Raw genomic sequence first — 21437 nt, forward strand, 5'->3', positions numbered from 1 at the left:
CTGGTGGCGTATCCTCGACCCGCCCCCCCCCACGTCCGTTGGTTCCCGCCCGCGTCCCGGGACGCGGGCGGGAACGGCGGACGTGCCCGTCGGCGGGCTCCGGCTCAGGGTGCGGGCGGGGCGTCCCTCTCCGCGAAGGCGTCCGCGACGATGCGGTCGGCACCGTCGGCGATCATGGTGCGGGCCAGCTCGCGGCCCAGGGCGGCGGCGCCCTCCACGTCGGTGGGGCCCCCGACGGCGGCGGCGCGTTCGCCGCGCACCGACTCGGAGCCGTCGGTGGCCACCACGGCGGCGCGCAGCCGCAGCTCGCCGCTGTCGGCGTCGTAGAGGGCGTGGGCGCCCACCGGCGCCGCGCAGCCCGCTTCGAGCTCGGACAGCACGGTGCGCTCGGCGACGACCGCGAGGCGGGTGGCCGGGTGGTCCACGGCGGACAGGTAGGCGAGGTCCCCCTCGGCCCGGTCTGCGCGGCACTCCACGGCCAGGGCGCCCTGGCCGGGGGCGGGCAGCACCAGCTCGGGGTCGAAGACGTCGGTGACGTCGGCCATGCGGCCCACCCGGACCAGCCCGGCGTAGGCCAGGACGACGGCGTCGAGCTCGCCGGAGGCGACCTTGCCCAGGCGGGTCTCGGCGTTGCCGCGGATCGGCACGTACTCCAGGTCGGGGCGCAGGGCGGCGAGCTGGGCGACGCGGCGCGGCGAGCCGGTGCCGATCCTGGCCCCGGCGGGCAGGTCGGCGAACTTGAGGCCGTCGCGGGCGCACAGGGCGTCGCGGGGGTCGTCGCGTTCGGGGATGGCGGCCAGGACCAGGCCGTCGGCGGGCGCGGTGGGCAGGTCCTTGAGGGAGTGGACCGCGAAGTCCACGGCGTCGGCCGCCAGTTCGTCGCGCAGGGCGTTGACGAACACGCCGGTGCCGCCGAGCTGGGTCAGGTGGGCCTTGGTGACGTCGCCGAAGCTGGTGATCAGCACCAGCTCGATCGCCCGTCCCGTCCGCTCGGTGATGGCGTCGGCGACCAGCCGGGACTGGCTGGTGGCCATGTTGCTGCGACGGGTGGCGAGCCTGGCGGGCCCGGTGGTGCCGGTCATGCCTTCTCCTGGGCGGCGCGGGCCGCCGTGGTCGTGGTGTCGAGGTCGAACAGTTCACGCAGGGCCGCCTCGTAGGACTCCCCGTCGGGGGCGGCGGCCAGCTCCTTGACCCGCACGGTGGGTCTGTGCAGGAGCTTGTCGGCGACGCGGCGCATCGCGCGGGTGATCTCCTCGCGGGTGCGGTCGTCCAGGTCCTCGGGCAGCCGGCCGTGCAGGCGGTCCAGCTCGGCCTCCACCACGTCGCGGGCCTGGGCCCGCAGGGCGACGACGGTGGGGGCGACCTGGGCGGCCCGGCGGACGGTGCGGAACTCGTTGACCTCCTCGTCCACGATCCCGCGGACGAGTTCGAGGGCGCCGCCCCGGCCCGCCCCGGTGCCGCCGCCGTGGGAGGCGGCCCGGCGCAGGTCCTCGATGTCGACGAGGTGGACCCCCGGCAGGTCGCGCACGGCGTGGTCGATGTCGTGGGGCAGCGCGAGGTCGAGGAAGACCAGCGGCCGGGTGCGGCCCGCGGCGGCGACGGCGTCGGCGGTCAGCACCAGGCCCTGGGCGCCGGTGCAGGAGATGACCAGGTCGACCTCGGGCAGCACGGCGGCGGCGTCCGCGAAGGGGACGGAGCGGGCGGCGACGCCGTCGTAGGCCTCGGTGAGGCACTCGGCGAGGCGGTCGGCGCGCTCACGGGTGCGGTTGGCCACGACGACGGTGGCCGCGCCCTGGCGGGCGACGGTGTTGGCGGACAGGGCGCTCATGGAGCCCGCGCCCAGGATCAGGACGCGCGTCCCGGCCAGGGGCCCGGAGGTGGCGCGGGCGATGCCCGGCGCGTCGGCGGTGTCGCCCTCGGCCGCGGACATCGGGCAGCCGACCGGCGGCGTGGCGCCGAGCCGCTGGACGGTGCGGTCGGCGGTGACCTCGCCGCCGCCGGTGGGGCCGGTGCCCAGGCGGCGCAGGGCCACGGTGAGGCCGAAGCTCACCATGTCGGCCCCGGCGTGGTCCAGGTGGGTCTCGGTGTGGGCGCGCTTGCCCACGCGCAGGGCGCGCTGGCCCAGGTCGTTGAGGACGCGGCCGACGGAGCCGGTCTCCTGTCCGGCCTTGAGGGCGTCGCGGACCTGGCCGAGGATCTGGCCCTCGCCCAGGACCATGGAGTCCAGGCCGCAGGTGACGGAGAACAGGTGCTGGACCGCGCGATCCTCGTAGTGCACGTACATGTGCTCGGACAGCTCGGCCAGGGGGACGCCGGTGTGCCAGGACAGCAGCTCGGTCACGGCGGCGACACCGCCGTGGAAGGCGTCGACGTCGGCGTAGATCTCCGTCCGGTTGCAGGTGGAGACCACCATCACCTCGTTGACGGACTCGGTGCCGAGCATCTCCTCGACGGCCTTGGCCCGCGTCTCCCCGTTCAGCGCGACGCGCTCCAGGAGCGCCACCGGCGAACTCCGGTGGCTCAACCCCACGGCCAGGACACTCATCCGCATTCTCCTATGCAGGCACTACATCAGCGTCTCTTCATGCTCCGCCAGGCCCCCCGCGCACTGCGGGCGGCCCCCCGGAAAGCGCGGCGGACGCTCGCTCACCGCCGCCGCTCATGCAGGCCTCGCGACCCGGTCCGCGGGGCGCCGCCCCGCGGTTCGTTCATGTCAGTTCCAGTCCCGCCGGCTCCGCGCCGTGGCCCTCGTCGCCGTTGCGGCGCTGCGCGTGGAAGGCGAGGATCTGGAGTTCGATGGACAAGTCGACCTTACGCACATCGACCCCGTCCGGCACATTCAGCACCACCGGCGCGAAGTTGAGGATGCTGCTCACCCCCGCCCCGACGAAGCGGGTCGCGACCGCCTGCGCGGACGCGGCCGGCGTGGTGATCACCCCTATGGAGACGCCCTTGTCGCGGACAACCGTTTCCAGGGTGTCAATATGCCCCACGTCGAGTGAGGCGACGCGCCGCCCCACCATGGCGGGGTCGGCGTCGAGCAGGGCCGCGATGCGGAATCCGCGGGTCCCGAACCCCCCGTAGTTGGCGAGGGCGCGCCCCAGGTTGCCGATGCCGACGATGGCGACGGCCCAGTCCTGGGTGAGACCAAGTTCACGCGAGATCTGGTACACGAGGTACCGGACCTCGTAGCCGACCCCGCGCGTTCCGTAGGACCCCAGGTGGGAGAGGTCCTTGCGGAGTTTGGCGGAGTTCACCCCGGCGGCCGACGCCAGGTCCTCCGACGAGACCGTGAGGGTGCCCCGGTCCTGGAGCGCCTGCAGGGTGCGCAGGTAGACGGGGAGCCGGGCGACGGTGGCCTCCGGGATTCCCCTCTCCCGGGGCCTGGGCGGACGACTTGTCACGGGCGGGTGCTCCTGAGGGCGGTCGTGCGGGCGCGGGGCCGGGGGCACGCCCCCGGAGGGCTGTCGGGTGGCCGAGGCCGTGTCCGGCCCCCGGGGCGCGACCGCCGGGCCACCTCCCGCGCGGCGGCTCCGGCCGCGCTCGGACGGCCGGCCCCCGACGGCCCGCCGCGCGGCGCCGCGGGGCCCGCCGGACGGGGCGCGGTGGGAGCGCCCCCGCCGGTCGTCCTGCGAGAGATCGCCCGGAGGGTGCCCCTGGGGCCGGCGCGAGCGCCGGACTGCCGGAGGCGGCCACCGAACACGCCCTAGGTTACGCGCTTGTGAAAGCACGCACAAAGTGGGGTCGCTTGTGACGCCGCGCTCATAAGTTCCCAGCGGCGGCCCGGCCCGCCGGTCCCGCGAACCGCCGGGCCGGGATGATCCGACGATCCCGCGCCCGGAACGGGCCCGATGGGGCGCGGTGTCGCCCCCGTCCCCCCGACGACCGTTCCGGTGGTGAAAGCGCGTGAATGGGAAACCCGTTCACACGCCGATCCCGCTTTCGCAACAGAACGATTCCGGTGCCGTTCAGCCGTTGAGCGCGGCGCGCAGACGGCCTTCGTCCACCCGCCAGAAATCATGCCGGGCGCCGTCGACGAAAGTGACCGGGATCTTGTCCCAGTACTCCTCCCGGTCGGCCTCCCCCACCTCGGTCAGGGACACCTCGGCGCGGCTCGCGCCCGTCTCGGCGGCGACTGCGCCGATCACCTTCCAGGCGTCCTCGCACAGATGGCACCCGTCCCTGCCGAGCATCACCACGCGCGCACGCCCCGCCCACTCAGGGGTTTCCGTCATGTTTCCTCCGGATTCCGCAGCCTTTTCGAGCACCTCACCCGCCCGCGAAGGGCGGTAGGACCTCGATCACAGTCCCATCCGTGACCGGAACGTCACCATGGGCCCGCCGGCCGACCGGCTTCTCGTCGACCAGGAACGAGGAAACCCCGAGAACCCGCTGAAAGCGGTCGTCGGGGTGGAGTCGGCGCGCCGCGTCGAGCGCCTCGCCGAGAGTCGCCGCAAGGACCGGCTCCTCGGCGATTCCCGCCGCTTCCTTGGCCGCGGCCCAGTACCTGATAGTGCACTTCGCCATCTGTTGATTATCCTTGGTGTTGCTCGGAGGCGACGTATTAAACAAATCTTCACCGGGGGCAATGGCGCCTTCGATCGTCCGCATAGCGCGGGATGACGGGAAGAGACGCATGAGCCATCTGCTTCTGTTGACGAACTCCAACGAACCGTCCGATCACGTGCTGCCCGCTCTCGGCCTCCTCCTGCACTCCGTGCGGGTGGCGCCTGCCGAAGCCGGCGCACTCCTGGCGTCCGGCGCCGGGACCGGCTCCAGCGCCCCGGTCGACGCCATTCTGGTCGACGCCCGTACCGACCTGGCGGCCGCCCGGAACTTCTGCCGCCTGCTGGACACCACGGGCCTGGACTGTCCGCTGCTCGTCATCCTCACCGAGGGCGGCGTCGCCGCGCTCACCCCGGACTGGCAGGTGAACGACTTCATCCTGACCGCCGCCGGTCCCGCCGAGGTGGAGGCCCGGTTGCGGCTGGCCATCGGATCCGCCGACGCGGGCACCGACGACCCCGACGAGATCCGCCGCGGCGACCTGGTCATCGACGAGGCCACCTACATCGCCCGGCTGCGCGGGCGCATCCTCGACCTCACCTTCAAGGAGTTCGAGCTGCTGAAGTTCCTGGCCCAGCACCCCGGCCGGGTGTTCACGCGGGCGCAGCTGCTCCAGGAGGTGTGGGGCTACGACTACTTCGGCGGCACCCGCACCATCGACGTCCACGTGCGGCGGCTGCGCGCCAAGCTGGGCTCGGAGTACGAGTCCCTGATCGGGACCGTCCGCAACGTCGGCTACCGCTTCGTGCCCGACCCCGTCGGCAAGGGGCAGCCGTCCGGGGCCGCCCCCTCCCCGTCCGGCGAGGGCGGCGAGGCGCTGCCCTCCGCCCGCCGGGAGGCCGCCACCGGCTGACCTGACGCCCGCAGTCCGTACGGCGCGGGGCCGCCCCGTCGGGGCGGCCCCGCGCCGTACGTCCGGGACACCGCTCCCCGCCCATGCCGGGGCGCGGCGGGCGGGCGGACGGCGGCCCCCGAGCGCACGGAGCCACCCCGCTCCCAGGCGCGTTCCCCGCACTCCTCGCCTGTGCACGGGGGGCTCGGCGGGCGGGCGGACGGTGGCGGACACCGGGGGGACGGGCGGGTGACGGGTGGACAACGGTGCGTCGTGGGGCCTCGTGTTCGGGGCGGGGACGGCCTAAGATCTGTGGAGCACCCCGAGGCCAGGCCAGGCGCGGCATGGCTCCCCCGACGGGTGCGGACCCCTGCATGGCGCACCGCCCTTGAGGAGTGAACCCGCCCTGATGTCCACCAGCGCCGCGAACACCCCGCTCACCCTCCGACGCCTGGGCATCGCCCTCGGTGCCGCGTTCGTCGGATCGACCCTGGTCGCGGTGGCGTCCCCCGCCATCGCGCAGCCCACGGACCCGGGCGGTCCGTCCCCCTCCCCCACGCCGCCGCCGGCCCCGGTCGCCGCGGTCGCCTTCGCGCGTGACGCGGACAGTGTCGCGCTGGGCACCCCGGCGCCGCCCAACACGCTCACCCTGAGCAACACCGGCACCCTCGACATCTGCGTGATCGGGCTGGAGATCGGCGGCGGCTTCCAGGGGCACGGCTTCGCCGCCGGACGGCTCGCCGCCGGCGCCTCGGACACCGTCATGGTGACCGGCTCCCCGCGGCGGTCGACCGACGTGGTCGCCACCCTGACCTTCGCCGCCGCCGACCCGGAGACCGGCTGCGCCACGCCCCCGGGCGACGTGCACAGCATCTCCTCCGGGGTGTGGGCGGTCACCATCACCGGGCCGAGCCCGTCGCCCTCCCCGACGCCGTCGCCGACCCCCACCCGCCCGGACCCGCCCGCCGAGAGCCCCTCCCCGACCCCGAGCGGTCGGCCTACCCCGTCGGCCACCCCCACCGCCCCGGGTTCCGAGACGAGCGGCCGGCCCTCGTCGCGGCCCTCCAGCGGCACCACGTCCCGGCCCTCCACGCCCGACCGTCCGCGCAGCAGTGTCAGCGACGTGCCCACCACCGGCTCGAACATCCCGACCCTGCCCCGGAACGAGGCCGACCTGCCCGACGTGCTGCCCGGCGAGGACCTGGCGACCCTGCCGCTGGCCACCCCGACCGGGTCCGACGACGCGGCGGAGACCGAGGTGGCCGCCGAGCACACCGACATGGGACCGAACATGGCCCCCGCGGTGCTGCTCGCCGCCTTCCTGCTCACCCTGCTGCTGGCCGCCCCGCTGGCCCCCACCCGCCGGGTCCGCCCCGGCACGGGCGGCTACCAGGGGCGCCGCCGCAAGGGCTGACGCCCGAACAGGCCGGTGCGCCCCGGCCCCGCGTCCGCGGGGCCGGGGCGCGGCCGTGTCCGGACCCCTTCCGACCAGACGCGGAACGCCACGGGCGAGGCCAACGGAATCTTCACGGGCCTGTCGTCGTAGGCTTTCGGTCCATGAGCACCCCGCTGGTCACCGACGACCTGGCGGCCGCGACGGCCGACCAGGTGCTGACGCTCGCCGAGGCCGCCCGCAGAACCGACGGCGTGGCCCCCCTGTCCGAACACACCCTGCTGCGCGTCCGCCACGGCGCGCCCTCCGGGAGCGCGCGCTTCCACGTGGTCTCCGAGGACGGCCGCGTCGTGGGCTTCGCGTTCGTCGAACGCGGCGAGGACGAGCCCGACTCCGGAGAGGTCGTCGTCGACCCCGCCCGCCGGGGGCGCGGGCACGGCACCGCCCTGCTGCACTCCGTCCACCGGGACGCCGGCGCGAACGGCGTCCGGGTGTGGGCGCACGGCCGCACCCCGCAGGCGGTGGCGGTGGCCGAGGAGGACGGCTGGCGGGCCGTCCGCGAGCTCCACAAGATGCGCATGCCGCTGCGCGACATCGCCGCCGAGGAGAAGGGCGGGCCGCGGACCGCTCCGGAGCTGCCCCCTCCCGTGCTGCGGCCCCAGGTCGCCGACCGGGTCGAGGTGCGCGCGTTCGTGGTGGGACAGGACGAGCAGGCCTGGCTCGACACCAACGCCCGCGCCTTCGCCCACCATCCCGAACAGGGCAGGCTCACCCTGGACGACCTGCTGCAGCGCGAGGTCGAGGACTGGTTCGACCCGAACGGGTTCTTCCTGGCCACCGGCAAGGACGGGCGGGTCGCCGCGTACCACTGGACCAAGGTGCACGCCGACGGCGCCGGGCTGACCGACGGCGAACCCGTCGGCGAGGTGTACGTGGTGGGCGTGGACCCCCAGTGGCAGGGCACCGGTCTGGGCCGGGCACTCACCCTGGAGGGGCTGCGGCACCTGCGCGACGCCGGGCTGCCCTGGGTGCACCTGTACGTCGACGGGGACAACGAGGCGGCCGTGCGGCTGTACACCTCGCTGGGCTTCGAGATCTGGGACACCGACGTGATGTACGCGCCGCCGGAGGAGCCGCCGGGCGAGGAATGAGGGGGCGCGTGGTGGGCAGGACATCCGTCAGGACGGGCCGCCCGCACGTGCCGCTCATCACATTAACCGGTCAAACCCTTGGCCGCCACGGGAGTGCGACGCCCCGTTCATTTCCCGTTCACCTTCCTTGGGACAACTCGTCACCTAGTGGGCCTACCTTCGCATTCGGCGCATCGCGACCTCTCGGCGTTCGGCGGTCGCGGCGGCCTCCCGCGGGGTGAACCCCCGGGGAGGACACCCGAACCCGACAAGGGTCCGGAACCCACCCGCAGGGGGCTGGTGGGCAGCACTGAACCCTTCCGAACCGGAGCCGATACATGACGACGACGGACGCGCCCACGGTGGCACCACCGCCCAAGGGCAGGCGCCGGATCGGCGATGTCGCATTCGCCGGGCTCGCCCGAGGCTCGGGCATCCTGATCCTCGTGATCCTCGCGGGCGTCGCCGCCTTCCTGATCGTTCAGGCCTGGCCGTCGCTGGCCGCGAACACGGCGAACTTCATCACCGACCAGTCCTGGGACGCCAACGTCCGCGAGAACCCCGCGTTCGGCGTGGGGGCCCTGGCGTTCGGCACCGTCCTGGCCGCCGCCATCGCGCTGCTGCTGGCCACCCCGGTCGCCATCGGCATCGCGCTGTTCATCGTCTACTACGCGCCGCGCCGCCTCGCCGCCCTGCTGGGCTACCTGGTGGACCTGCTCGCCGCGATCCCCAGCGTGGTCTACGGCCTGTGGGGCATCGGGTTCCTCGCCCCCCAGCTCGTCCCCGTCTACGAGGGGCTGGCCCGCAACCTCGGCTGGATCCCGCTCTTCGCCGGGCCCGCCTCCACCTCGGCCCGCACCATCCTCACCGCGGGCATCGTGCTCGCCGTGATGATCCTGCCGATCATCACCGCCATGTCCCGCGACGTGTTCCACCAGGTCCCGCAGGGGCACCGGGAGGCCGCCCTGGCCATGGGCGCCACCCGCTGGGAGATGATCCGCCTGGCCGTCCTGCCCTTCGGCAAGTCCGGCGTCGTCGGCGGCGCCATGCTCGGCATGGGACGCGCCCTGGGCGAGACCATGGCCGTCGCCATGATCCTGTCGCCCTCGCTGGCCGTCTCCTGGAACCTGCTCCAGAGCGGCAACCAGACCATCGCCGGGCACATCGCGCTCCAGTACCCCGAGGCCACCGGATACGGCGTGTCCGCGCTGATCGCCGCCGGCCTGGTGCTGTTCGCGATCACCCTGGTCGTCAACATGGGCGCCCGCTACATCGTGGCGCGCGGCAACAAGGAGTCCTGATGAGCCTGACGACCGCTCAGCCCACCGACCCCGGCCCGGGCTCCGGCGCCCTCCGGCGCGACCTGCGCGGCGGCTCGCTGCCCCGCTACTTCCCGCCCGCCCTGCTGGCCTCCTCGGCCGCCGTGGTCGCGGGCGTCCTGCTGGCCTTCTCGTCCTTCGGGTTCGTACTGTGGGGCGTGCTCACCGCGCTCGCCTACACGGTGATCGTGGTGGCGGCCTCCGCCCGTGTCGAGGGCGGCCGCAAGGCCAAGGACCGCCTGGTCACCTCGCTCGTCTACCTGTGCTTCACCCTGGCGATGCTGCCGCTGGTGTCGGTGCTGTGGACGGTGCTCGGCAACGGCATGGCCCGGTTCGACGGGTACTTCCTGTCGGTCTCCATGAACGGCGTGCTGCCGAGCATGGACGCCGGCGGCGCCTACCACGCGATCGTCGGCACCCTGGCCATCACCGGCATGGCCACGCTCATCGCGGTGCCGGTCGGCGTGATGACCGCCGTGTACCTGGTGGAGTACGCGCGGGGGCGGATGAAACGCACCATCATGTTCTTCGTCGACGTCATGACGGGCATCCCGTCCATCGTCGCCGGTCTGTTCGTGGTGGCCCTGTGGATCCTGCTGTTCGGTCCCGGCAAGACCAACGGCGCGGCGGGCGCGATCTCGCTGGCCGTGCTGATGATCCCGGTCGTGGTGCGCTCCAGCGAGGAGATGCTCCGCCTGGTCCCGCAGGACCTGCGCGAGGCCTCCTACGCGCTGGGCGTGCCCAAGTGGCGGACCATCACCAAGGTGGTGCTCCCCACGTCGGCCGCCGGCCTGACCACCGGAATCATGCTCGCCATCGCGCGTGTTATCGGAGAGACGGCGCCGCTGATCCTCACCGCGGGGTCGTCGGCGGTCTCGATCAACTGGAACCTGTTCGACGGGCAGATGATGAGCCTTCCCGTGTTCATCTACTCGCAGGTCCGCATGGGCGGCGCGGTCAACTACGAGAGGGCCTGGGCGGCCGCGCTGACGCTCATCCTCGTGGTGATGCTGCTCTTCTTCCTGGCCCGCATGATCGGCCGCCTGTTCGCGCCGAAGTCCCGCTAGCCCGCCAACCCGGCAATCACGAGGAACATCCAGTGGCGAAACGAATCGACGTCTCCGGACTCCACGTCTACTACAGCGACTTCCTCGCTGTGGAGGACGTGTCAATGACCATCGAGCCGCGTTCGGTGACGGCGTTCATCGGGTCCTCCGGCTGCGGGAAGTCCACCTTCCTGCGCACCCTCAACCGGATGCACGAGGTCACCCCCGGCGCCCGCGCCGAGGGCAAGGTGCTCCTGGACGACATGGACATCTACGCGCCCGACGTGGACCCCGTGATGGTCCGCAGCGAGGTCGGGATGGTGTTCCAGAAGGCCAACCCGTTCCCGACGATGTCGATCTACGACAACGTGCTCGCGGGGGCGCGCCTCAACAACAAGCGGATGAGCAAGGCCGCCGCCGACGACCTGGTCGAGGAGTCGCTGCGCGGCGCCAACCTGTGGGAAGAGGTCAAGGACCGGCTGAACAAGCCCGGTTCGGGCCTGTCCGGCGGCCAGCAGCAGCGCCTGTGCATCGCGCGGGCCACGGCGGTCAAGCCGTCGGTGCTGCTCATGGACGAGCCGTGCTCGGCGCTGGACCCGATCTCGACGCTGGCGATCGAGGACCTCATTCACAAGCTGAAGGAGGACTACACGATCGTGATCGTCACCCACAACATGCAGCAGGCGGCCCGTGTCTCGGACCGCACGGCCTTCTTCAACCTGTCGGCCCCGGGCAAGCCCGGGAAGCTGATCGAGATGGGCGAGACGAACAAGATCTTCACCCGTCCCGACAAGAAGGAGACCGAGAACTACATCACCGGCCGCTTCGGGTAACCGCCGCGCGCCCGACGTCCTCCCGAAGGGGGCCCGTGGACACGGGCCCCCTTCGTGCGCGGGGGGCGCGCCGCGGGCGGGGCGCCGGGCCGCCCGGGGGCGGGCGGGAGGAAATGCCGACGGCCCTCCGGTACGGACCGGAGGGCGTCCGGAAGTGAAGCGGATAACCGATCCGAAACCCTTTCCTGTTCATTCCGAAGAATCAGGAAAAGGGTCGCGAAAGGCGTTGTCCACCGTTTCCCGCATTCGGGGGCGGTGGCGCGCGCCGTCCCGGCCGGGCGGGGGCCCGGCCGGGGGTCGGGCGGAGGATCAGGTGAAGCAGTTACCGGACTGCTTGACGAGGTAGCTGGCCGAGACCCACCGGCTGGAGCCGATCTGCCGGAAGCCGTTGGTGGTGGACTGGGTCGCGTTCACGATCGCGCCGTTGGCCAGCGAACCCACGATGGAGTAGCCGGTTCCGGGGCCGCTGCGGATGTTCAGGCCGCCGCTGGCGTTGACCTTGTAGGTGCACCAGACGGCGGCGGCCGCCGGCGCCTGCTCGGGCGCGGGGGCCGCCTGGGCGGGGGCGGACAGGCCGATGACGACGGCACCGGCGGTGGCCGCCATGGTCGCCAGGCCGCGGGCGAGCCGACGGGACTTCGTGGCCTTCACAGGCTTTCCTCCATCATTCAAGGCTTGATCGGGGGACCTCGGCCGAGGGTGGAATCCCGTGGCGGGCAAGGCCTCTGGAATCCACGCCCAGAGTAACGGGGAAGCCCATTCCACGCATGATTCCGACCACATCAGGCCACCCCCTCCTCTTTCTCGGAGAAGATCCCTCAAAGCCCTATTCGAGTATTGACCCGACCCTTTGCCCGGCTTATCATCCCGCGCGGGAGGGCCGGCCCCGTGCGCCGCACGCGCCCGTCCCGGGGGCCCGACGTGACGTGGACCGCTCCCGGCGGCGGGGTTGAATGGGACCGGGAGGGGGCCCGCGGCGGGCTCCCGTTCGTTCGTCTGGGGGAACCGCATGACCGTGCCGTTGGTGATCGACACCGATACCGCGCAGGACGACTGCGTCGCCCTGCTGGTCGGCCTGCTGGACCCGGCGGCCGACCTGCGGGCGATCACGATGGTCGCCGGGAACGTGGGCTTCGACCAGCAGGTCCGCAACGCGTTCATGACGCTGAACGTCGCCGGGACGCCCGCGGTGCCCGTGTACCTGGGCTGCCGGCGGCCGCTGGTGCGCGAGTGGGTGAGCGCCGAGGACGTGCACGGCGACGGCTCCGGGGGGCTGGCCATGGCACAGGAGGGCCTGGTGCCGGAGGCCGAGCACGCCGTGGACGCCCTGGTGCGGATGGCCGCCGAGGCCCCCGGCGAGCTGTCGATCGTGGCGATCGGCCCGCTCACCAACATCGCCGCCGCGGTGGTGAAGGACCCCGGCTTCGCGCGGAACGTGAAGTCGCTGTTCATCATGGGCGGCTCCAACAACGGCCGCGGCAACATCACCGCCGCCGCCGAGTTCAACTTCTACGTGGACCCCGAGGCGGCCAAGGCGGTGTTCTCCGCCGGGTTCGACATCACCGTGGTGCCCTGGGACCCGCTCACGCTGCGCCAGGCCGTGTTCGGGCAGGAGCGCCTGGACGAGATCGCCGCGCTGGACACGCCCCTGTCGCGGTTCTTCACCCGCATCTGCGCGGCGACCCTGGAGTTCGACCGCAGGGTCGGCATCGACGGCACCACGCACCCCGACTCGCTGACCGCCGCGGTGCTGCTCCACCCCGAGCTGGTGCGCAGGGCCTCGCCGTACCACGTGGACGTGGAGACCGCCGGGGAGCTGACCCGGGGCTACTCGGCCATGTCGTGGGGCGTGCACGGCCTGGAGCCCAACGCCCGGGTGGTCGAGGAGGTCGACTCCGAGGCGTTCTACGAGCTGATCAAGGGCGTGCTGGCCCGCGAGACCGCGCCGGAGCGCGAGATCACCGGCCTGTGAACGTGATGACGCCCTGGGCGGCGGCGACGGTCGTCTCGCCGCCCTCGGCGTCGGCCATCACCAGGTCGCAGCGGCACAGGGCGCGGCGGCGGGTGTGCTCGACCACGTGCGCGCGGGCGCTGAGGCGGACGCCGCGGGCCGGGCGCAGGTACTCGATGGTGAAGCCGCCGGTGAGGACCGACGGGCCCAGCACGGTGCCCCCGGCGAAGGTGAGCGCGTTGTCGGCGGCGTAGGAGAGCACGCCGCCGTGCAGGAAGCCGTTCTGCTGGAGCAGCTCGTCGCGCACGTCCAGTTCCAGGACCGCGTCGCCCGGGGCGAAGCGGGTGACCCGGGCGCCGATCAGCCGGCTGAACGGCTGGGCGTCCAGCACCGCCGCGGCCAGGGCCAGGGCGTCGGCCCCGGAGAGCGGCGCGGTTCCGGGCTCGGGGTTCTCGGTGGACATGCGGTCCCGCTTTCTTCTACGCGCTTTGACCCTTTTGTGGGGATATGTCACCTAGGGTCCGCCTCAGGGAGGAGGATCCACCGTGCAGACTTCCACACTCGCCTCCGCCGCGGCGGCGGCGGCCCTGGTGTACGCGACCGCCTGCGGCCCCGTCGGTGTCGACACCACCGGCGGGGAGGGGGAGCGGACCGAGACCGCTCCCCCGCCGTCGGGGAGCCCGTCCGGGCCCCCGTCGCGGCCGCCCGGCGGCCAGGGGGAGCAGGAGGGGTCCGACAGCGGTCCGGGCAGGACGGAGGAGCCCGGCGGGGGCGCGGCCGTCCACCTGCCCCTGGGCGGCTCCCACACGTTCGCGGACGGCTTCTCGGTGAGCATGGGCCCGGTGGAGCGCCGGACGGAGGGGGACGAGGACCGGCGCGCGCCCCGGGAGCCCGGGGACGGCGCCACTCCGCGGGAGGGGCCGCCGGAGGGCGGGGAGTCCCCGGATGAGGGGGAGTCCCCCGGGGAGGCCCCGCAGGACGGGCCCTCCGGCGGGGAGTCCCCCGAGGACGCCTCCCCTGGGGAGGAGGGGACCGACGGAGAATCCCCCGGGGACACCGGCCCTGAGGAGGAGGGATCCAACGGAGAGTCCCCCGAGGACACCGCTCCCGAAGAAGAGGAATCCGGCGGGGAGTCGCCCGGGGACACCGGCCCCGCCGAGGAGGAGTCCGAAGGGGACGGCCCCGCCGGGGAGTCCCCGGAGGAGGTCCCCGAGCAGCCGGGCGAGGGCCCCGGGGAGGACGAGTGGGGCGAGGAGGAGACCCCGCGGGAGCCGCAGTACGACGCCCTGCACTACTTCGCCTGGACGGTCACCGCCACCAACGGCACCGGCGCCCCCGTGCACACCGGATCGCCGCTGGACACCTGCGCCGTCGGCGATCCGCTCCAGGAGTCCATCGCACCCGCCATGGGCGAGAGCGTGGACCCGCCGCGGAGCCTCGCACCCGGTCGAAGCGGGAGCTGGGACGCGGACTGCCTCATCACCGAGGGCGACGTGCCCCTGCAGTGGACCCTGGAGTTCTACGACGAGGAGGGCGAGCCGCTGTACCCGCCGCTGGTGTTCTCCGGCGACGTGCCCTGAGCCCCGTCCGGGGCGCGGCTCAGCCGTTCTTGACGACGATGCTCTCCACCGTGTTCGCCACGTGCTCGAACGCGTCCGCGGCCGTCTCCAGCTCCTCGATGACGTCCTTGAGCTTGAGCACCGTCAGCGCGTCGTACTCGCCGCTGAACAGCTTGGCCAGGAGCTTGCGGTAGATCCGGTCCGCCTGGTTCTCCAGCTGGTTGATCTCGATCCAGTACCGGGTGAGGTCCTGCATGGTGCGCAGCCGCGGCATGGCCTCGGCGGTCAGCTCGGCGGCGCGCTCCAGCACCTCGATCTGGTCGATGATGCCCTTGGGGAGGCGCTCCAGGCCGTACAGGCCGATGAGGTCGACCGCCGCCTCCATCGAGTCCATGACGTCGTCGAGGTTGGAGGCCAGCCGGTAGATGTCCTCCCGGTGCATGGGGGGTGCCGAGCTCTTGTTGAGGCGGCGCATGATCGCGTGCGTGGCGTCGTCGCCCGCGTGCTCGCAGGCGCGCATCTTCTCGGTGATGGCCTCTCGGTCGGCACCGTCGCTCATCAGCTCCACCAGAAGGCGGGCCGCGATGACCAAATTGTTCGCCGAATCGGTGAACATCTCGTAGTAGCTGTCATCACGCGGGCGCAAACGCAGGCGCACGTCGTCTCTCCCGATGGTGCGGTGGGTCTTCCTTGGTGGATGTTAAGCGGGTCCGCCGAGCGGCTCGTCTTGACGCGAGGGTCCGTCGCGTCGATCGCGTGCGCGGTCATCCCTCGTTCACTCGGCGGCACCGGTGCGTGGAACTCCCTGGGGGAAGGGGCCCATCGCATTCCTCCCAATCTCAACGACACCGGGACGGTTCGGGACGCTACCGTGTTCCGGGCCCGCTGACCAGCGGTGCGCTGAGACACGAATCACCCGATCGGTGGGAGACCGGTGGACGCCGACCCCACGGTTCTCCGATGTCCACTTTCGGGCCATTGGGCGGCAATGGCAAGTATCCCTCTCGTTCACCCGCACGTTGCCCCGCTCCGGTCGATCCGGCTTCCCGGACCCCCGGCCGCCACCTCCCCGACGCCGCCCGGGGCCTGTTCCCGGGTGTTCTCCGGTGTCACCGGGGGTCCGGAGGCCCCGGGAGGGCCCGTGGCCGCGGGCCTGCGGCCGGGGACGGCGGGTGGGCCGAAGGACACGATCTAGGCTCGGACCCATGCCGTCCAACCTCACTCCCGCACTGGTGCGCCGGGTCCGGCTGGCCCTGGCCGAGGCGGGCGCCACCACCCCCGAGAACCTGGGACCCGAAGACGCCGTGGCCCTGCTCGTGCGCACCGCGATGGCCCCCGGCGCCGCGCCCAAGCTGGTGAAACTCGCCGTGCGGGCCTCCCTGGCCCTGCTCGCCGACCGGGCGCCCGGCAACTCCCTGGAGGTCCGCGTCCCGCCGTTCGGAGCCGTACAGGCGATCGAGGGCCCACGTCACACCCGGGGCACCCCTCCCGGTGTGGTGGAGACCTCCCCCGCCGTCTGGCTGCGCCTGGCGACGGGCGGAACCGCCTGGGGGCAGGCGATCGCGGACGGGGAGGTCCAGGCCAGCGGCACCCGCTCCGACCTGTCCGAACACCTGCCCCTGTGGCCCCGGGTGGTCCCGCCCTCGTCCCCAGGCACTAAGCTGTGAGCGTGTCGTACTCCGACGGCCGGCTCTCCATGGACCTCGATCCGCTCGAACGCGGCCCGCAGGACGCCTGCGGTGTATTCGGGGTCTGGGCTCCCGGCGAAGAAGTCAGCAAGCTCACCTACTTCGGTCTCTACGCATTGCAGCACCGCGGACAGGAATCCGCGGGCATCGCTCTGAGCGACGGGGAACGGATCGTCGTCTACAAGGACATGGGACTGGTCTCCCAGGTCTTCAACGAGGCGACCCTGGACTCCCTGCGCGGCCACCTCGCCATCGGCCACTGCCGCTACTCCACCACCGGCTCACCGGTGTGGGAGAACGCGCAGCCGACCTTCTACACGGCGCGCGAGGGGGGCCTGGCCCTCGGCCACAACGGCAACCTGATCAACACCCCGGAACTGGCCGCGCTGCTGCCCGACACCCGGCGCAACGCGACGACGGACACCGAGGTCCTCACCAACCTGCTGGCCTCCCGGGCCCGCGACGGCAGCACCGTCGAAGAGGCCGCCATGGAGCTGCTCCCGCAGGTCCAGGGCGCCTTCTCCCTGGTGTTCATGGACGAGAACACCCTGTACGCGGCCCGCGACCCGCAGGGCATCCGCCCGTTCGTGCTGGGCCGCCTGGGCGAGACCTCCGGCGCGGGCGGCTGGGTGGTCGCCAGCGAGACCGCCGCCCTGGACATCGTGGGCGCCGAGGTGGTCCGCGAGATCGAGCCGGGCGAGCTGCTCACCATCGACGAGCGCGGCGTCCGGTCCCGCCGGTTCGCGCCCGCCCGCCGCAAGGGCTGCCTGTTCGAGTACGTCTACCTGGCCCGCCCCGACACCACCATCGCCGGGCGCAACGTCAACTCCACTCGCGTGGAGGTGGGCCGCCGCCTGGCCAGGCAGCACCCGGTGGACGCCGACCTGGTCATCCCGGTGCCCGAGTCCGGCACCCCCGCCGCGGTCGGCTACGCCGAGGAGAGCGGCATCCCGTTCGCCCAGGGCCTGGTCAAGAACTCCTACGTGGGCCGGACCTTCATCCAGCCCAGCCAGACCCTGCGCCAGCTGGGCATCCGGCTCAAGCTCAACCCGCTGCGCGAGGTCATCCAGGGCCGCCGCCTGGTGGTCGTGGACGACTCCATCGTGCGCGGCAACACCCAGCGGGCACTGGTCCGGATGCTGCGCGACGCGGGCGCCGCCGAGGTGCACGTGCGCATCTCCAGCCCGCCCGTGCTGTGGCCCTGCTACTACGGCATCGACTTCGCCACCCGCGCCGAGCTCATCGCCGCGAACCTCTCGGTGGACGAGATCGCCGCGTCCGTGAACGCCGACAGCCTGGCCTTCGTCGAGCTGGACGAGCTGATCGCCGCCACCACAGTGCCCAAGAACGACCTGTGCCGGGCCTGCTTCGACGGCGTCTACCCGATCGAGGTGGACCCCGCCGCGCGCGGCAAGTACCTGCTGGAGAAGTCCTGCGGGACTCCCGAGGGATCCACCCTGGCCACCAGCACCAAGTAACCGTCCGCACGGCGTCACCGCCGTGCGGACGTCCGCCGTGCCCCGGATCCGACCGCGGGGCCGGCGGGCCGTCCGGCACAACGAGCACCAACCATCACAGCACGAGGAGAACTCGCGTGGCAGCCGACAGCAAGACCACGGGGGCGTACGCCGCCGCGGGCGTCGACATCGCCGCCGGGGAGCGCGCCGTCGACCTGATGAAGCGCCATGTCGCGCGGACGCGGCGCCCCGAGCAGGTCACCGACGCCAGCGGATTCGCGGGCCTGTTCCGCCTGGACACCGCCAAGTACAAGGACCCGGTGCTGGCCACCTCCACCGACGGCGTGGGCACCAAGGTCCTGCTCGCCCAGAAGCTCGACCGCCACGACACCATCGGCATCGACCTGGTGGGCATGGTCGTCGACGACCTGGTCGTCAGCGGTGCCGAGCCGCTGTTCATGACCGACTACATCGCCTGCGGGTCGGTGGTCCCCGAGCGGATCGCCGAGATCGTCGGCGGCATCGCCGAGGGCTGCCACCAGGCCGGGTGCTCCCTGATCGGCGGGGAGACCGCCGAGCACCCCGGGGCGATGGGCCCCGAGGAGTACGACCTGGCCGGCGCCGGGACCGGCGTGGTGGAGGGCGACGCGATCCTGGGCCCGGACCGGGTCCGCGAGGGCGACGCCGTCATCGCGATGGCGTCCTCGGGCCCGCACTCCAACGGCTACTCGCTGATCCGCCACATCGTGGACACCGCGGGGCTGGACCTGCGGGCGCACGTGCCGGAGCTGGGCGGGGAGCTGGGCGAGGTCCTGCTCACGCCGACCCGGATCTACGCCAAGGACTGCGTGGCGCTGACCGGCGCCGTGGAGGTGCACGCGTACTCGCACATCACCGGCGGCGGGCTGGCCGCCAACCTGTCGCGGTCGCTGCCCGGACACCTGGACGCGGTGCTGGACCGCTCCACCTGGACGCCCGCCCCCGTGTTCGGCCTGCTGGCGGAGCGGGGCGGCGTGTCGCGGGAGGACATGGAGGCCACGTTCAACATGGGTGTGGGCATGGTGGCGGTCGTCGCGGCGCAGGACGAAGGGCGCGCCCTGGACGTGCTCTCCGAGCGCGGTGTCCCCGCCTGGCGCCTGGGCACGATCGTGTCCGGTTCCGGGCTGGCCCGCCTGGACGGCGAGCACCCCGGCGCGTGACGGACGCGAACATAGCCGGTGCGAACCACCGCAGTGGTTCGCACCGGCTATATCCACCTGTCCGGCCCGGCCCCTGGTGGGGGACCGGTGGTGTCCGCAGGTCTGCTGTGTTGCCCGAGCGACCTGGAAGCCCCGCCCGACGTACTGCTACTTGTCGGACTCCGAGTACTTCTCGGCGAGATCCGCGTAACGGTCGATCAGGTCATCGTGAGAATCCGCGTAGGAATCGTCCGGACCCGGTCCGGTCGGTCCCTCATCCTCAGCGACACCCAGCTCCGACCGCAGCCGATCAAGGTCGGTCCCACCGGTGCTGTACTTGAGCTTCCGGGCGACCTTCTGCTGCTTGGCCTTGGCTCGGCCGCGCCCCATTGGCTCGACCCCCTCAACGATGGGGTTCCGACGGAACCCCGGATCACTTAACTAACCCGCACTGAACGGGCTGACGGCCGTCAAACGCGACTGACGACAGGCGTCAGCTTACGTACACGTACAACCGTACCTGGTCGGGCCCCGCCGTGCCTACGCCACCCGGGTGTGACGGATGTGGTGCGGGGACGCGGCACGCCCCGGGGCGCCGCCGGTCGCCACCCTGCAAACCCTCCCCGACCGGCGGATACGGGGTTCGGGCGTGGCGAGTGCCACACGGCGGGATGTGTGCCACGATGCGTTCCGTGCTGCCCTACACCGCCTATCTCCGCGTCTATCAGCCGATCGAGTCGTTCGCGCCGGACGAGCGGAGACGCTGGGAGGAGTACGCGCGGTCCCCCGACCGGCCGCGCCGCGCGCACGCGCTGGCCGCCGAGCAGGCCGAGAGCCTGGGCCGCCTGGTGGTGACCCCGCCGGTCCTGGCGCCGCGCGAGGAGAGCCGCAACGCGTACCTGCGCCGGGTGGAGGGGCGGCTGTACGTGTGCCCCTGGGAGACCCGGCTGCGGTCGTGGCGGGCGTTCGCGGACTTCGCGGAGCGGGTCCCCCCGGCGCTGAGCGAGGCGTTCGTGTCCGAGCGGGAGGCGGAGCGGGTCGAGGACGGGTACCGGGAGTGGCGGGCCTCGGGCGCGCGCCTGCGGCCGGGGATCCTGTCGAGCAACTGGGCGGTCCCGGTGGCGTGGTTCGTGCCCTTCTCGGACGGGGAGCGGCGCCTGGTGCCGGAGGCGGGGCCCACCCGGGCCCTGCTGTACCTGACGCGGACCGCGACGGGCCTGGAGCGCCTGGAGCGCACGGCGGCGGTGCTGACGGAGTACATCGGGCGGCACGCCGTGTCGGCGGCCACGGAGGGGCTGGTGGAGTGGCTGCGGGCGGTGGCCCATCCGGGTTCGCTGCTGGAGCTGGACTACGGCGGCCTGGTGCACCTGCTGGACGACGAGCACCTGGCCGGGGAGCGCTCGGTGGCGGAGGTGGCCGCCGCGGTGGAGGCTCTGGCGGCCGGCGACGCGGAGCGGGTGGTCGAACTGCGGGACCGGCTGCTGCGCAGGTGGAGGTCGATCCGCGCCCTGGAGCACGCCAACTGAGGGTGATGAGATGCCCAGATTTTCGTGGACACCGACCCCTGGGTGTCGTGAAATTCCAGCGCCGACACCCCCGCGACGCGCCGCCCGCGAACCTGGTACACCAGGTTTCTTTCCGCCCGGCGTACCCGTTTGCGCACGTGACAACGGTGCGAGCCCGGACGTCGTCCGCGCACGACATCAAGCGTGGTGAAACTGGGCATAACGCCCGTTAGTGATCGACGTAGACTGTAGCCGTCCGATCACCGAAAGCACCGCCGTCCATCGGAGAACCCCTACCGCGCGGGCGATCCCGCGCGACCCGACCGCCCCGGGGCGGCCCGCGGAGGGGGATCCCGCCCCCGGCGGCCCCGCCCTCCCCCGGCGGGCCGGCCGAAGGCGCGATCCAGCGGGCAGCAGGCCCGGCACCGGGGTTTCGGTCAGACCTCTGTAGCACTTCGTGACCTCCGGATCGAGAAAAACAAGGCCCGAGAACGAAGTTTTGACCGAATACGCCACATGCCACTAAACGTGTCGCTAGAATCACTTAGCGTGACGCAGCCACGGGCGGCTTTCCAGGGCCTCCCATGAGCAAAGTTGCTGAAAGTGGCTGCACCATCACCTCGGGTGATGCCAATATGGACTCATATTGGACATCCGGGCGAAGCGCCAGGATCACAGGCTCAAGGATCGGCACACAGATCCAGGAGGAGAGGCCGTACACATGTCAACTCGCACGCCCGAGGCGGAGCCCCTGTTGACCCCCGCCGAGGTTGCCACCATGTTCCGCGTGGACCCCAAGACCGTGACGCGCTGGGCCAAGGCGGGCAAGCTGACCTCGATCCGCACCTTGGGCGGACACCGTCGCTACCGTGAGACGGAGGTCCGTGCCCTGCTGGCCGGCATCCCCAGCCAGCGTACGGAGTGATCTCCCCGGTCTGAGCCGCTGGTTCCGGGGGGAAACGGCCGGACGGGCTCCGGCC

22 protein-coding genes are annotated in these 21437 nt (G+C 72.5%); 13 read left to right on the plus strand and 9 right to left on the minus strand.

Annotated features, from left to right (window positions below; genetic code table 11):
- Positions 1 to 104 precede the first annotated feature (104 nt).
- The 5 genes from hemC to ABZ249_RS04380 form a co-directional block, all read right to left on the minus strand.
- Complete coding sequence (hemC, locus tag ABZ249_RS04360) at positions 105 to 1082, minus strand: hydroxymethylbilane synthase (protein ID WP_355257130.1); 978 nt, start codon at positions 1080 to 1082, stop codon at positions 105 to 107.
- Positions 1079 to 2545 (minus strand): glutamyl-tRNA reductase, encoded by a 1467-nt coding sequence (locus tag ABZ249_RS04365; protein ID WP_355257133.1) that lies wholly within the window; start codon positions 2543 to 2545, stop codon positions 1079 to 1081. The genes hemC and ABZ249_RS04365 overlap by 4 nt, the downstream gene beginning before the upstream one ends.
- Before the next feature lie 163 nt (positions 2546 to 2708).
- Positions 2709 to 3404 carry a redox-sensing transcriptional repressor Rex gene (locus tag ABZ249_RS04370; protein WP_220564545.1) on the minus strand — a complete coding sequence of 232 codons (696 nt, stop codon included), beginning with the start codon at positions 3402 to 3404 and terminating at the stop codon, positions 2709 to 2711.
- A 564-nt stretch (positions 3405 to 3968) separates the two neighbouring features.
- On the minus strand, positions 3969 to 4235 hold the full coding sequence (locus ABZ249_RS04375) for a glutaredoxin family protein (RefSeq protein WP_220564544.1): 267 nt from the start codon (positions 4233 to 4235) through the stop codon (positions 3969 to 3971).
- A 34-nt stretch (positions 4236 to 4269) separates the two neighbouring features.
- Positions 4270 to 4527: a MoaD/ThiS family protein gene (locus ABZ249_RS04380; RefSeq protein ID WP_220564543.1), complete on the minus strand. Its 258-nt coding sequence runs from the start codon at positions 4525 to 4527 to the stop codon at positions 4270 to 4272.
- 109 nt (positions 4528 to 4636) lie between these two features.
- Here ABZ249_RS04380 and ABZ249_RS04385 point away from each other — a divergent pair, with 109 nt between their 5' ends.
- The 6 genes from ABZ249_RS04385 to pstB all read left to right on the plus strand — a co-directional run bounded on the left by ABZ249_RS04385 (position 4637) and on the right by pstB (position 11119).
- Positions 4637 to 5419 carry a response regulator transcription factor gene (locus ABZ249_RS04385; RefSeq protein ID WP_220564542.1) on the plus strand — a complete coding sequence of 261 codons (783 nt, stop codon included), beginning with the start codon at positions 4637 to 4639 and terminating at the stop codon, positions 5417 to 5419.
- Between the two features lie 388 nt (positions 5420 to 5807).
- A complete protein-coding gene (locus tag ABZ249_RS04390; RefSeq protein ID WP_355257138.1) occupies positions 5808 to 6812 on the plus strand; it encodes a hypothetical protein in 1005 nt (334 codons plus the stop codon).
- A gap of 143 nt (positions 6813 to 6955) precedes the next feature.
- Positions 6956 to 7942, plus strand: a complete 987-nt coding sequence (gene mshD, locus ABZ249_RS04395) for a mycothiol synthase (RefSeq protein ID WP_355257141.1) — start codon at positions 6956 to 6958, stop codon at positions 7940 to 7942.
- Between the two features lie 317 nt (positions 7943 to 8259).
- On the plus strand, positions 8260 to 9222 hold the full coding sequence (gene pstC / locus ABZ249_RS04400; RefSeq protein ID WP_355257144.1) for a phosphate ABC transporter permease subunit PstC: 963 nt from the start codon (positions 8260 to 8262) through the stop codon (positions 9220 to 9222).
- Positions 9222 to 10307, plus strand: coding sequence for a phosphate ABC transporter permease PstA (gene pstA / locus ABZ249_RS04405; protein ID WP_355257147.1), 1086 nt, complete (start codon positions 9222 to 9224; stop codon positions 10305 to 10307). The genes pstC and pstA overlap by 1 nt, the downstream gene beginning before the upstream one ends.
- 32 nt (positions 10308 to 10339) lie before the next feature.
- Entirely contained in the window at positions 10340 to 11119 is a 780-nt protein-coding gene (gene pstB / locus ABZ249_RS04410) for a phosphate ABC transporter ATP-binding protein PstB (protein WP_355257150.1), read from the plus strand.
- Between the two features lie 309 nt (positions 11120 to 11428).
- On the opposite strand, the gene ABZ249_RS04415 is transcribed toward pstB, so the two are convergent.
- Complete coding sequence (locus tag ABZ249_RS04415) at positions 11429 to 11770, minus strand: SH3 domain-containing protein (protein WP_355257152.1); 342 nt, start codon at positions 11768 to 11770, stop codon at positions 11429 to 11431.
- 358 nt (positions 11771 to 12128) lie between these two features.
- Here ABZ249_RS04415 and ABZ249_RS04420 point away from each other — a divergent pair, with 358 nt between their 5' ends.
- Entirely contained in the window at positions 12129 to 13091 is a 963-nt protein-coding gene (locus tag ABZ249_RS04420) for a nucleoside hydrolase (protein ID WP_355257155.1), read from the plus strand.
- Here ABZ249_RS04420 and ABZ249_RS04425 read toward each other — a convergent pair.
- Positions 13078 to 13533 carry a PaaI family thioesterase gene (locus ABZ249_RS04425; RefSeq protein WP_220564534.1) on the minus strand — a complete coding sequence of 152 codons (456 nt, stop codon included), beginning with the start codon at positions 13531 to 13533 and terminating at the stop codon, positions 13078 to 13080. The two genes, ABZ249_RS04420 and ABZ249_RS04425, sit on opposite strands and share 14 nt — an antisense overlap.
- An 82-nt stretch (positions 13534 to 13615) precedes the next feature.
- Between ABZ249_RS04425 and ABZ249_RS04430 the strand changes: the two genes are divergently transcribed.
- Positions 13616 to 14650, plus strand: coding sequence for a hypothetical protein (locus ABZ249_RS04430; protein ID WP_355257158.1), 1035 nt, complete (start codon positions 13616 to 13618; stop codon positions 14648 to 14650).
- 19 nt (positions 14651 to 14669) lie between these two features.
- Here ABZ249_RS04430 and ABZ249_RS04435 read toward each other — a convergent pair whose 3' ends face one another.
- Positions 14670 to 15287 carry a DUF47 family protein gene (locus ABZ249_RS04435; protein WP_220564532.1) on the minus strand — a complete coding sequence of 206 codons (618 nt, stop codon included), beginning with the start codon at positions 15285 to 15287 and terminating at the stop codon, positions 14670 to 14672.
- 547 nt (positions 15288 to 15834) lie between these two features.
- Between ABZ249_RS04435 and ABZ249_RS04440 the strand changes: the two genes are divergently transcribed.
- From ABZ249_RS04440 to purM, 3 genes are all read left to right on the plus strand, one after another.
- Positions 15835 to 16296, plus strand: coding sequence for a sterol carrier family protein (locus tag ABZ249_RS04440; RefSeq protein WP_355257162.1), 462 nt, complete (start codon positions 15835 to 15837; stop codon positions 16294 to 16296).
- A 2-nt stretch (positions 16297 to 16298) separates the two neighbouring features.
- Positions 16299 to 17795: an amidophosphoribosyltransferase gene (gene purF / locus ABZ249_RS04445; protein ID WP_220564530.1), complete on the plus strand. Its 1497-nt coding sequence runs from the start codon at positions 16299 to 16301 to the stop codon at positions 17793 to 17795.
- 116 nt (positions 17796 to 17911) lie between these two features.
- Positions 17912 to 18973, plus strand: a complete 1062-nt coding sequence (gene purM, locus ABZ249_RS04450; RefSeq protein WP_355257165.1) for a phosphoribosylformylglycinamidine cyclo-ligase — start codon at positions 17912 to 17914, stop codon at positions 18971 to 18973.
- A gap of 147 nt (positions 18974 to 19120) precedes the next feature.
- On the opposite strand, the gene ABZ249_RS04455 is transcribed toward purM, so the two are convergent.
- Positions 19121 to 19342 carry a DUF3073 domain-containing protein gene (locus tag ABZ249_RS04455; protein ID WP_220564528.1) on the minus strand — a complete coding sequence of 74 codons (222 nt, stop codon included), beginning with the start codon at positions 19340 to 19342 and terminating at the stop codon, positions 19121 to 19123.
- A gap of 302 nt (positions 19343 to 19644) precedes the next feature.
- Here ABZ249_RS04455 and ABZ249_RS04460 point away from each other — a divergent pair, with 302 nt between their 5' ends.
- Both ABZ249_RS04460 and bldC read left to right on the plus strand, forming a co-directional pair.
- Positions 19645 to 20478, plus strand: coding sequence for a hypothetical protein (locus ABZ249_RS04460; protein WP_355257168.1), 834 nt, complete (start codon positions 19645 to 19647; stop codon positions 20476 to 20478).
- A 700-nt stretch (positions 20479 to 21178) separates the two neighbouring features.
- Positions 21179 to 21382 (plus strand): developmental transcriptional regulator BldC, encoded by a 204-nt coding sequence (bldC, locus tag ABZ249_RS04465; RefSeq protein WP_013155387.1) that lies wholly within the window; start codon positions 21179 to 21181, stop codon positions 21380 to 21382.
- The last annotated feature ends 55 nt before the right edge of the window (positions 21383 to 21437 follow it).

The sequence above is a fragment of the Nocardiopsis sp. NPDC006139 genome, assembly GCF_040614155.1.
In the GTDB taxonomy this organism is placed as follows: Bacteria; Actinomycetota; Actinomycetes; order Streptosporangiales; family Streptosporangiaceae; genus Nocardiopsis; species Nocardiopsis changdeensis.

What these genes read in the sequence shown, in the direction of transcription:
- ABZ249_RS04420 (WP_355257155.1), top strand. Translation starts at nt 12,129, where the DNA reads ATGACCGTGCCGTTGGTGATCGACACCGATACCGCGCAGGACGACTGC.
- ABZ249_RS04425 (WP_220564534.1), bottom strand. Translation starts at nt 13,533, where the DNA reads ATGTCCACCGAGAACCCCGAGCCCGGAACCGCGCCGCTCTCCGGGGCC.
- ABZ249_RS04390 (WP_355257138.1), top strand. Translation starts at nt 5,808, where the DNA reads ATGTCCACCAGCGCCGCGAACACCCCGCTCACCCTCCGACGCCTGGGC.
- hemC (WP_355257130.1), bottom strand. Translation starts at nt 1,082, where the DNA reads ATGACCGGCACCACCGGGCCCGCCAGGCTCGCCACCCGTCGCAGCAAC.
- ABZ249_RS04380 (WP_220564543.1), bottom strand. Translation starts at nt 4,527, where the DNA reads ATGGCGAAGTGCACTATCAGGTACTGGGCCGCGGCCAAGGAAGCGGCG.
- pstA (WP_355257147.1), top strand. Translation starts at nt 9,222, where the DNA reads ATGAGCCTGACGACCGCTCAGCCCACCGACCCCGGCCCGGGCTCCGGC.
- ABZ249_RS04440 (WP_355257162.1), top strand. Translation starts at nt 15,835, where the DNA reads ATGCCGTCCAACCTCACTCCCGCACTGGTGCGCCGGGTCCGGCTGGCC.
- ABZ249_RS04385 (WP_220564542.1), top strand. Translation starts at nt 4,637, where the DNA reads ATGAGCCATCTGCTTCTGTTGACGAACTCCAACGAACCGTCCGATCAC.
- mshD (WP_355257141.1), top strand. Translation starts at nt 6,956, where the DNA reads ATGAGCACCCCGCTGGTCACCGACGACCTGGCGGCCGCGACGGCCGAC.
- ABZ249_RS04365 (WP_355257133.1), bottom strand. Translation starts at nt 2,545, where the DNA reads ATGAGTGTCCTGGCCGTGGGGTTGAGCCACCGGAGTTCGCCGGTGGCG.
- ABZ249_RS04455 (WP_220564528.1), bottom strand. Translation starts at nt 19,342, where the DNA reads ATGGGGCGCGGCCGAGCCAAGGCCAAGCAGCAGAAGGTCGCCCGGAAG.
- ABZ249_RS04375 (WP_220564544.1), bottom strand. Translation starts at nt 4,235, where the DNA reads ATGACGGAAACCCCTGAGTGGGCGGGGCGTGCGCGCGTGGTGATGCTC.
- pstC (WP_355257144.1), top strand. Translation starts at nt 8,260, where the DNA reads ATGACGACGACGGACGCGCCCACGGTGGCACCACCGCCCAAGGGCAGG.
- bldC (WP_013155387.1), top strand. Translation starts at nt 21,179, where the DNA reads ATGTCAACTCGCACGCCCGAGGCGGAGCCCCTGTTGACCCCCGCCGAG.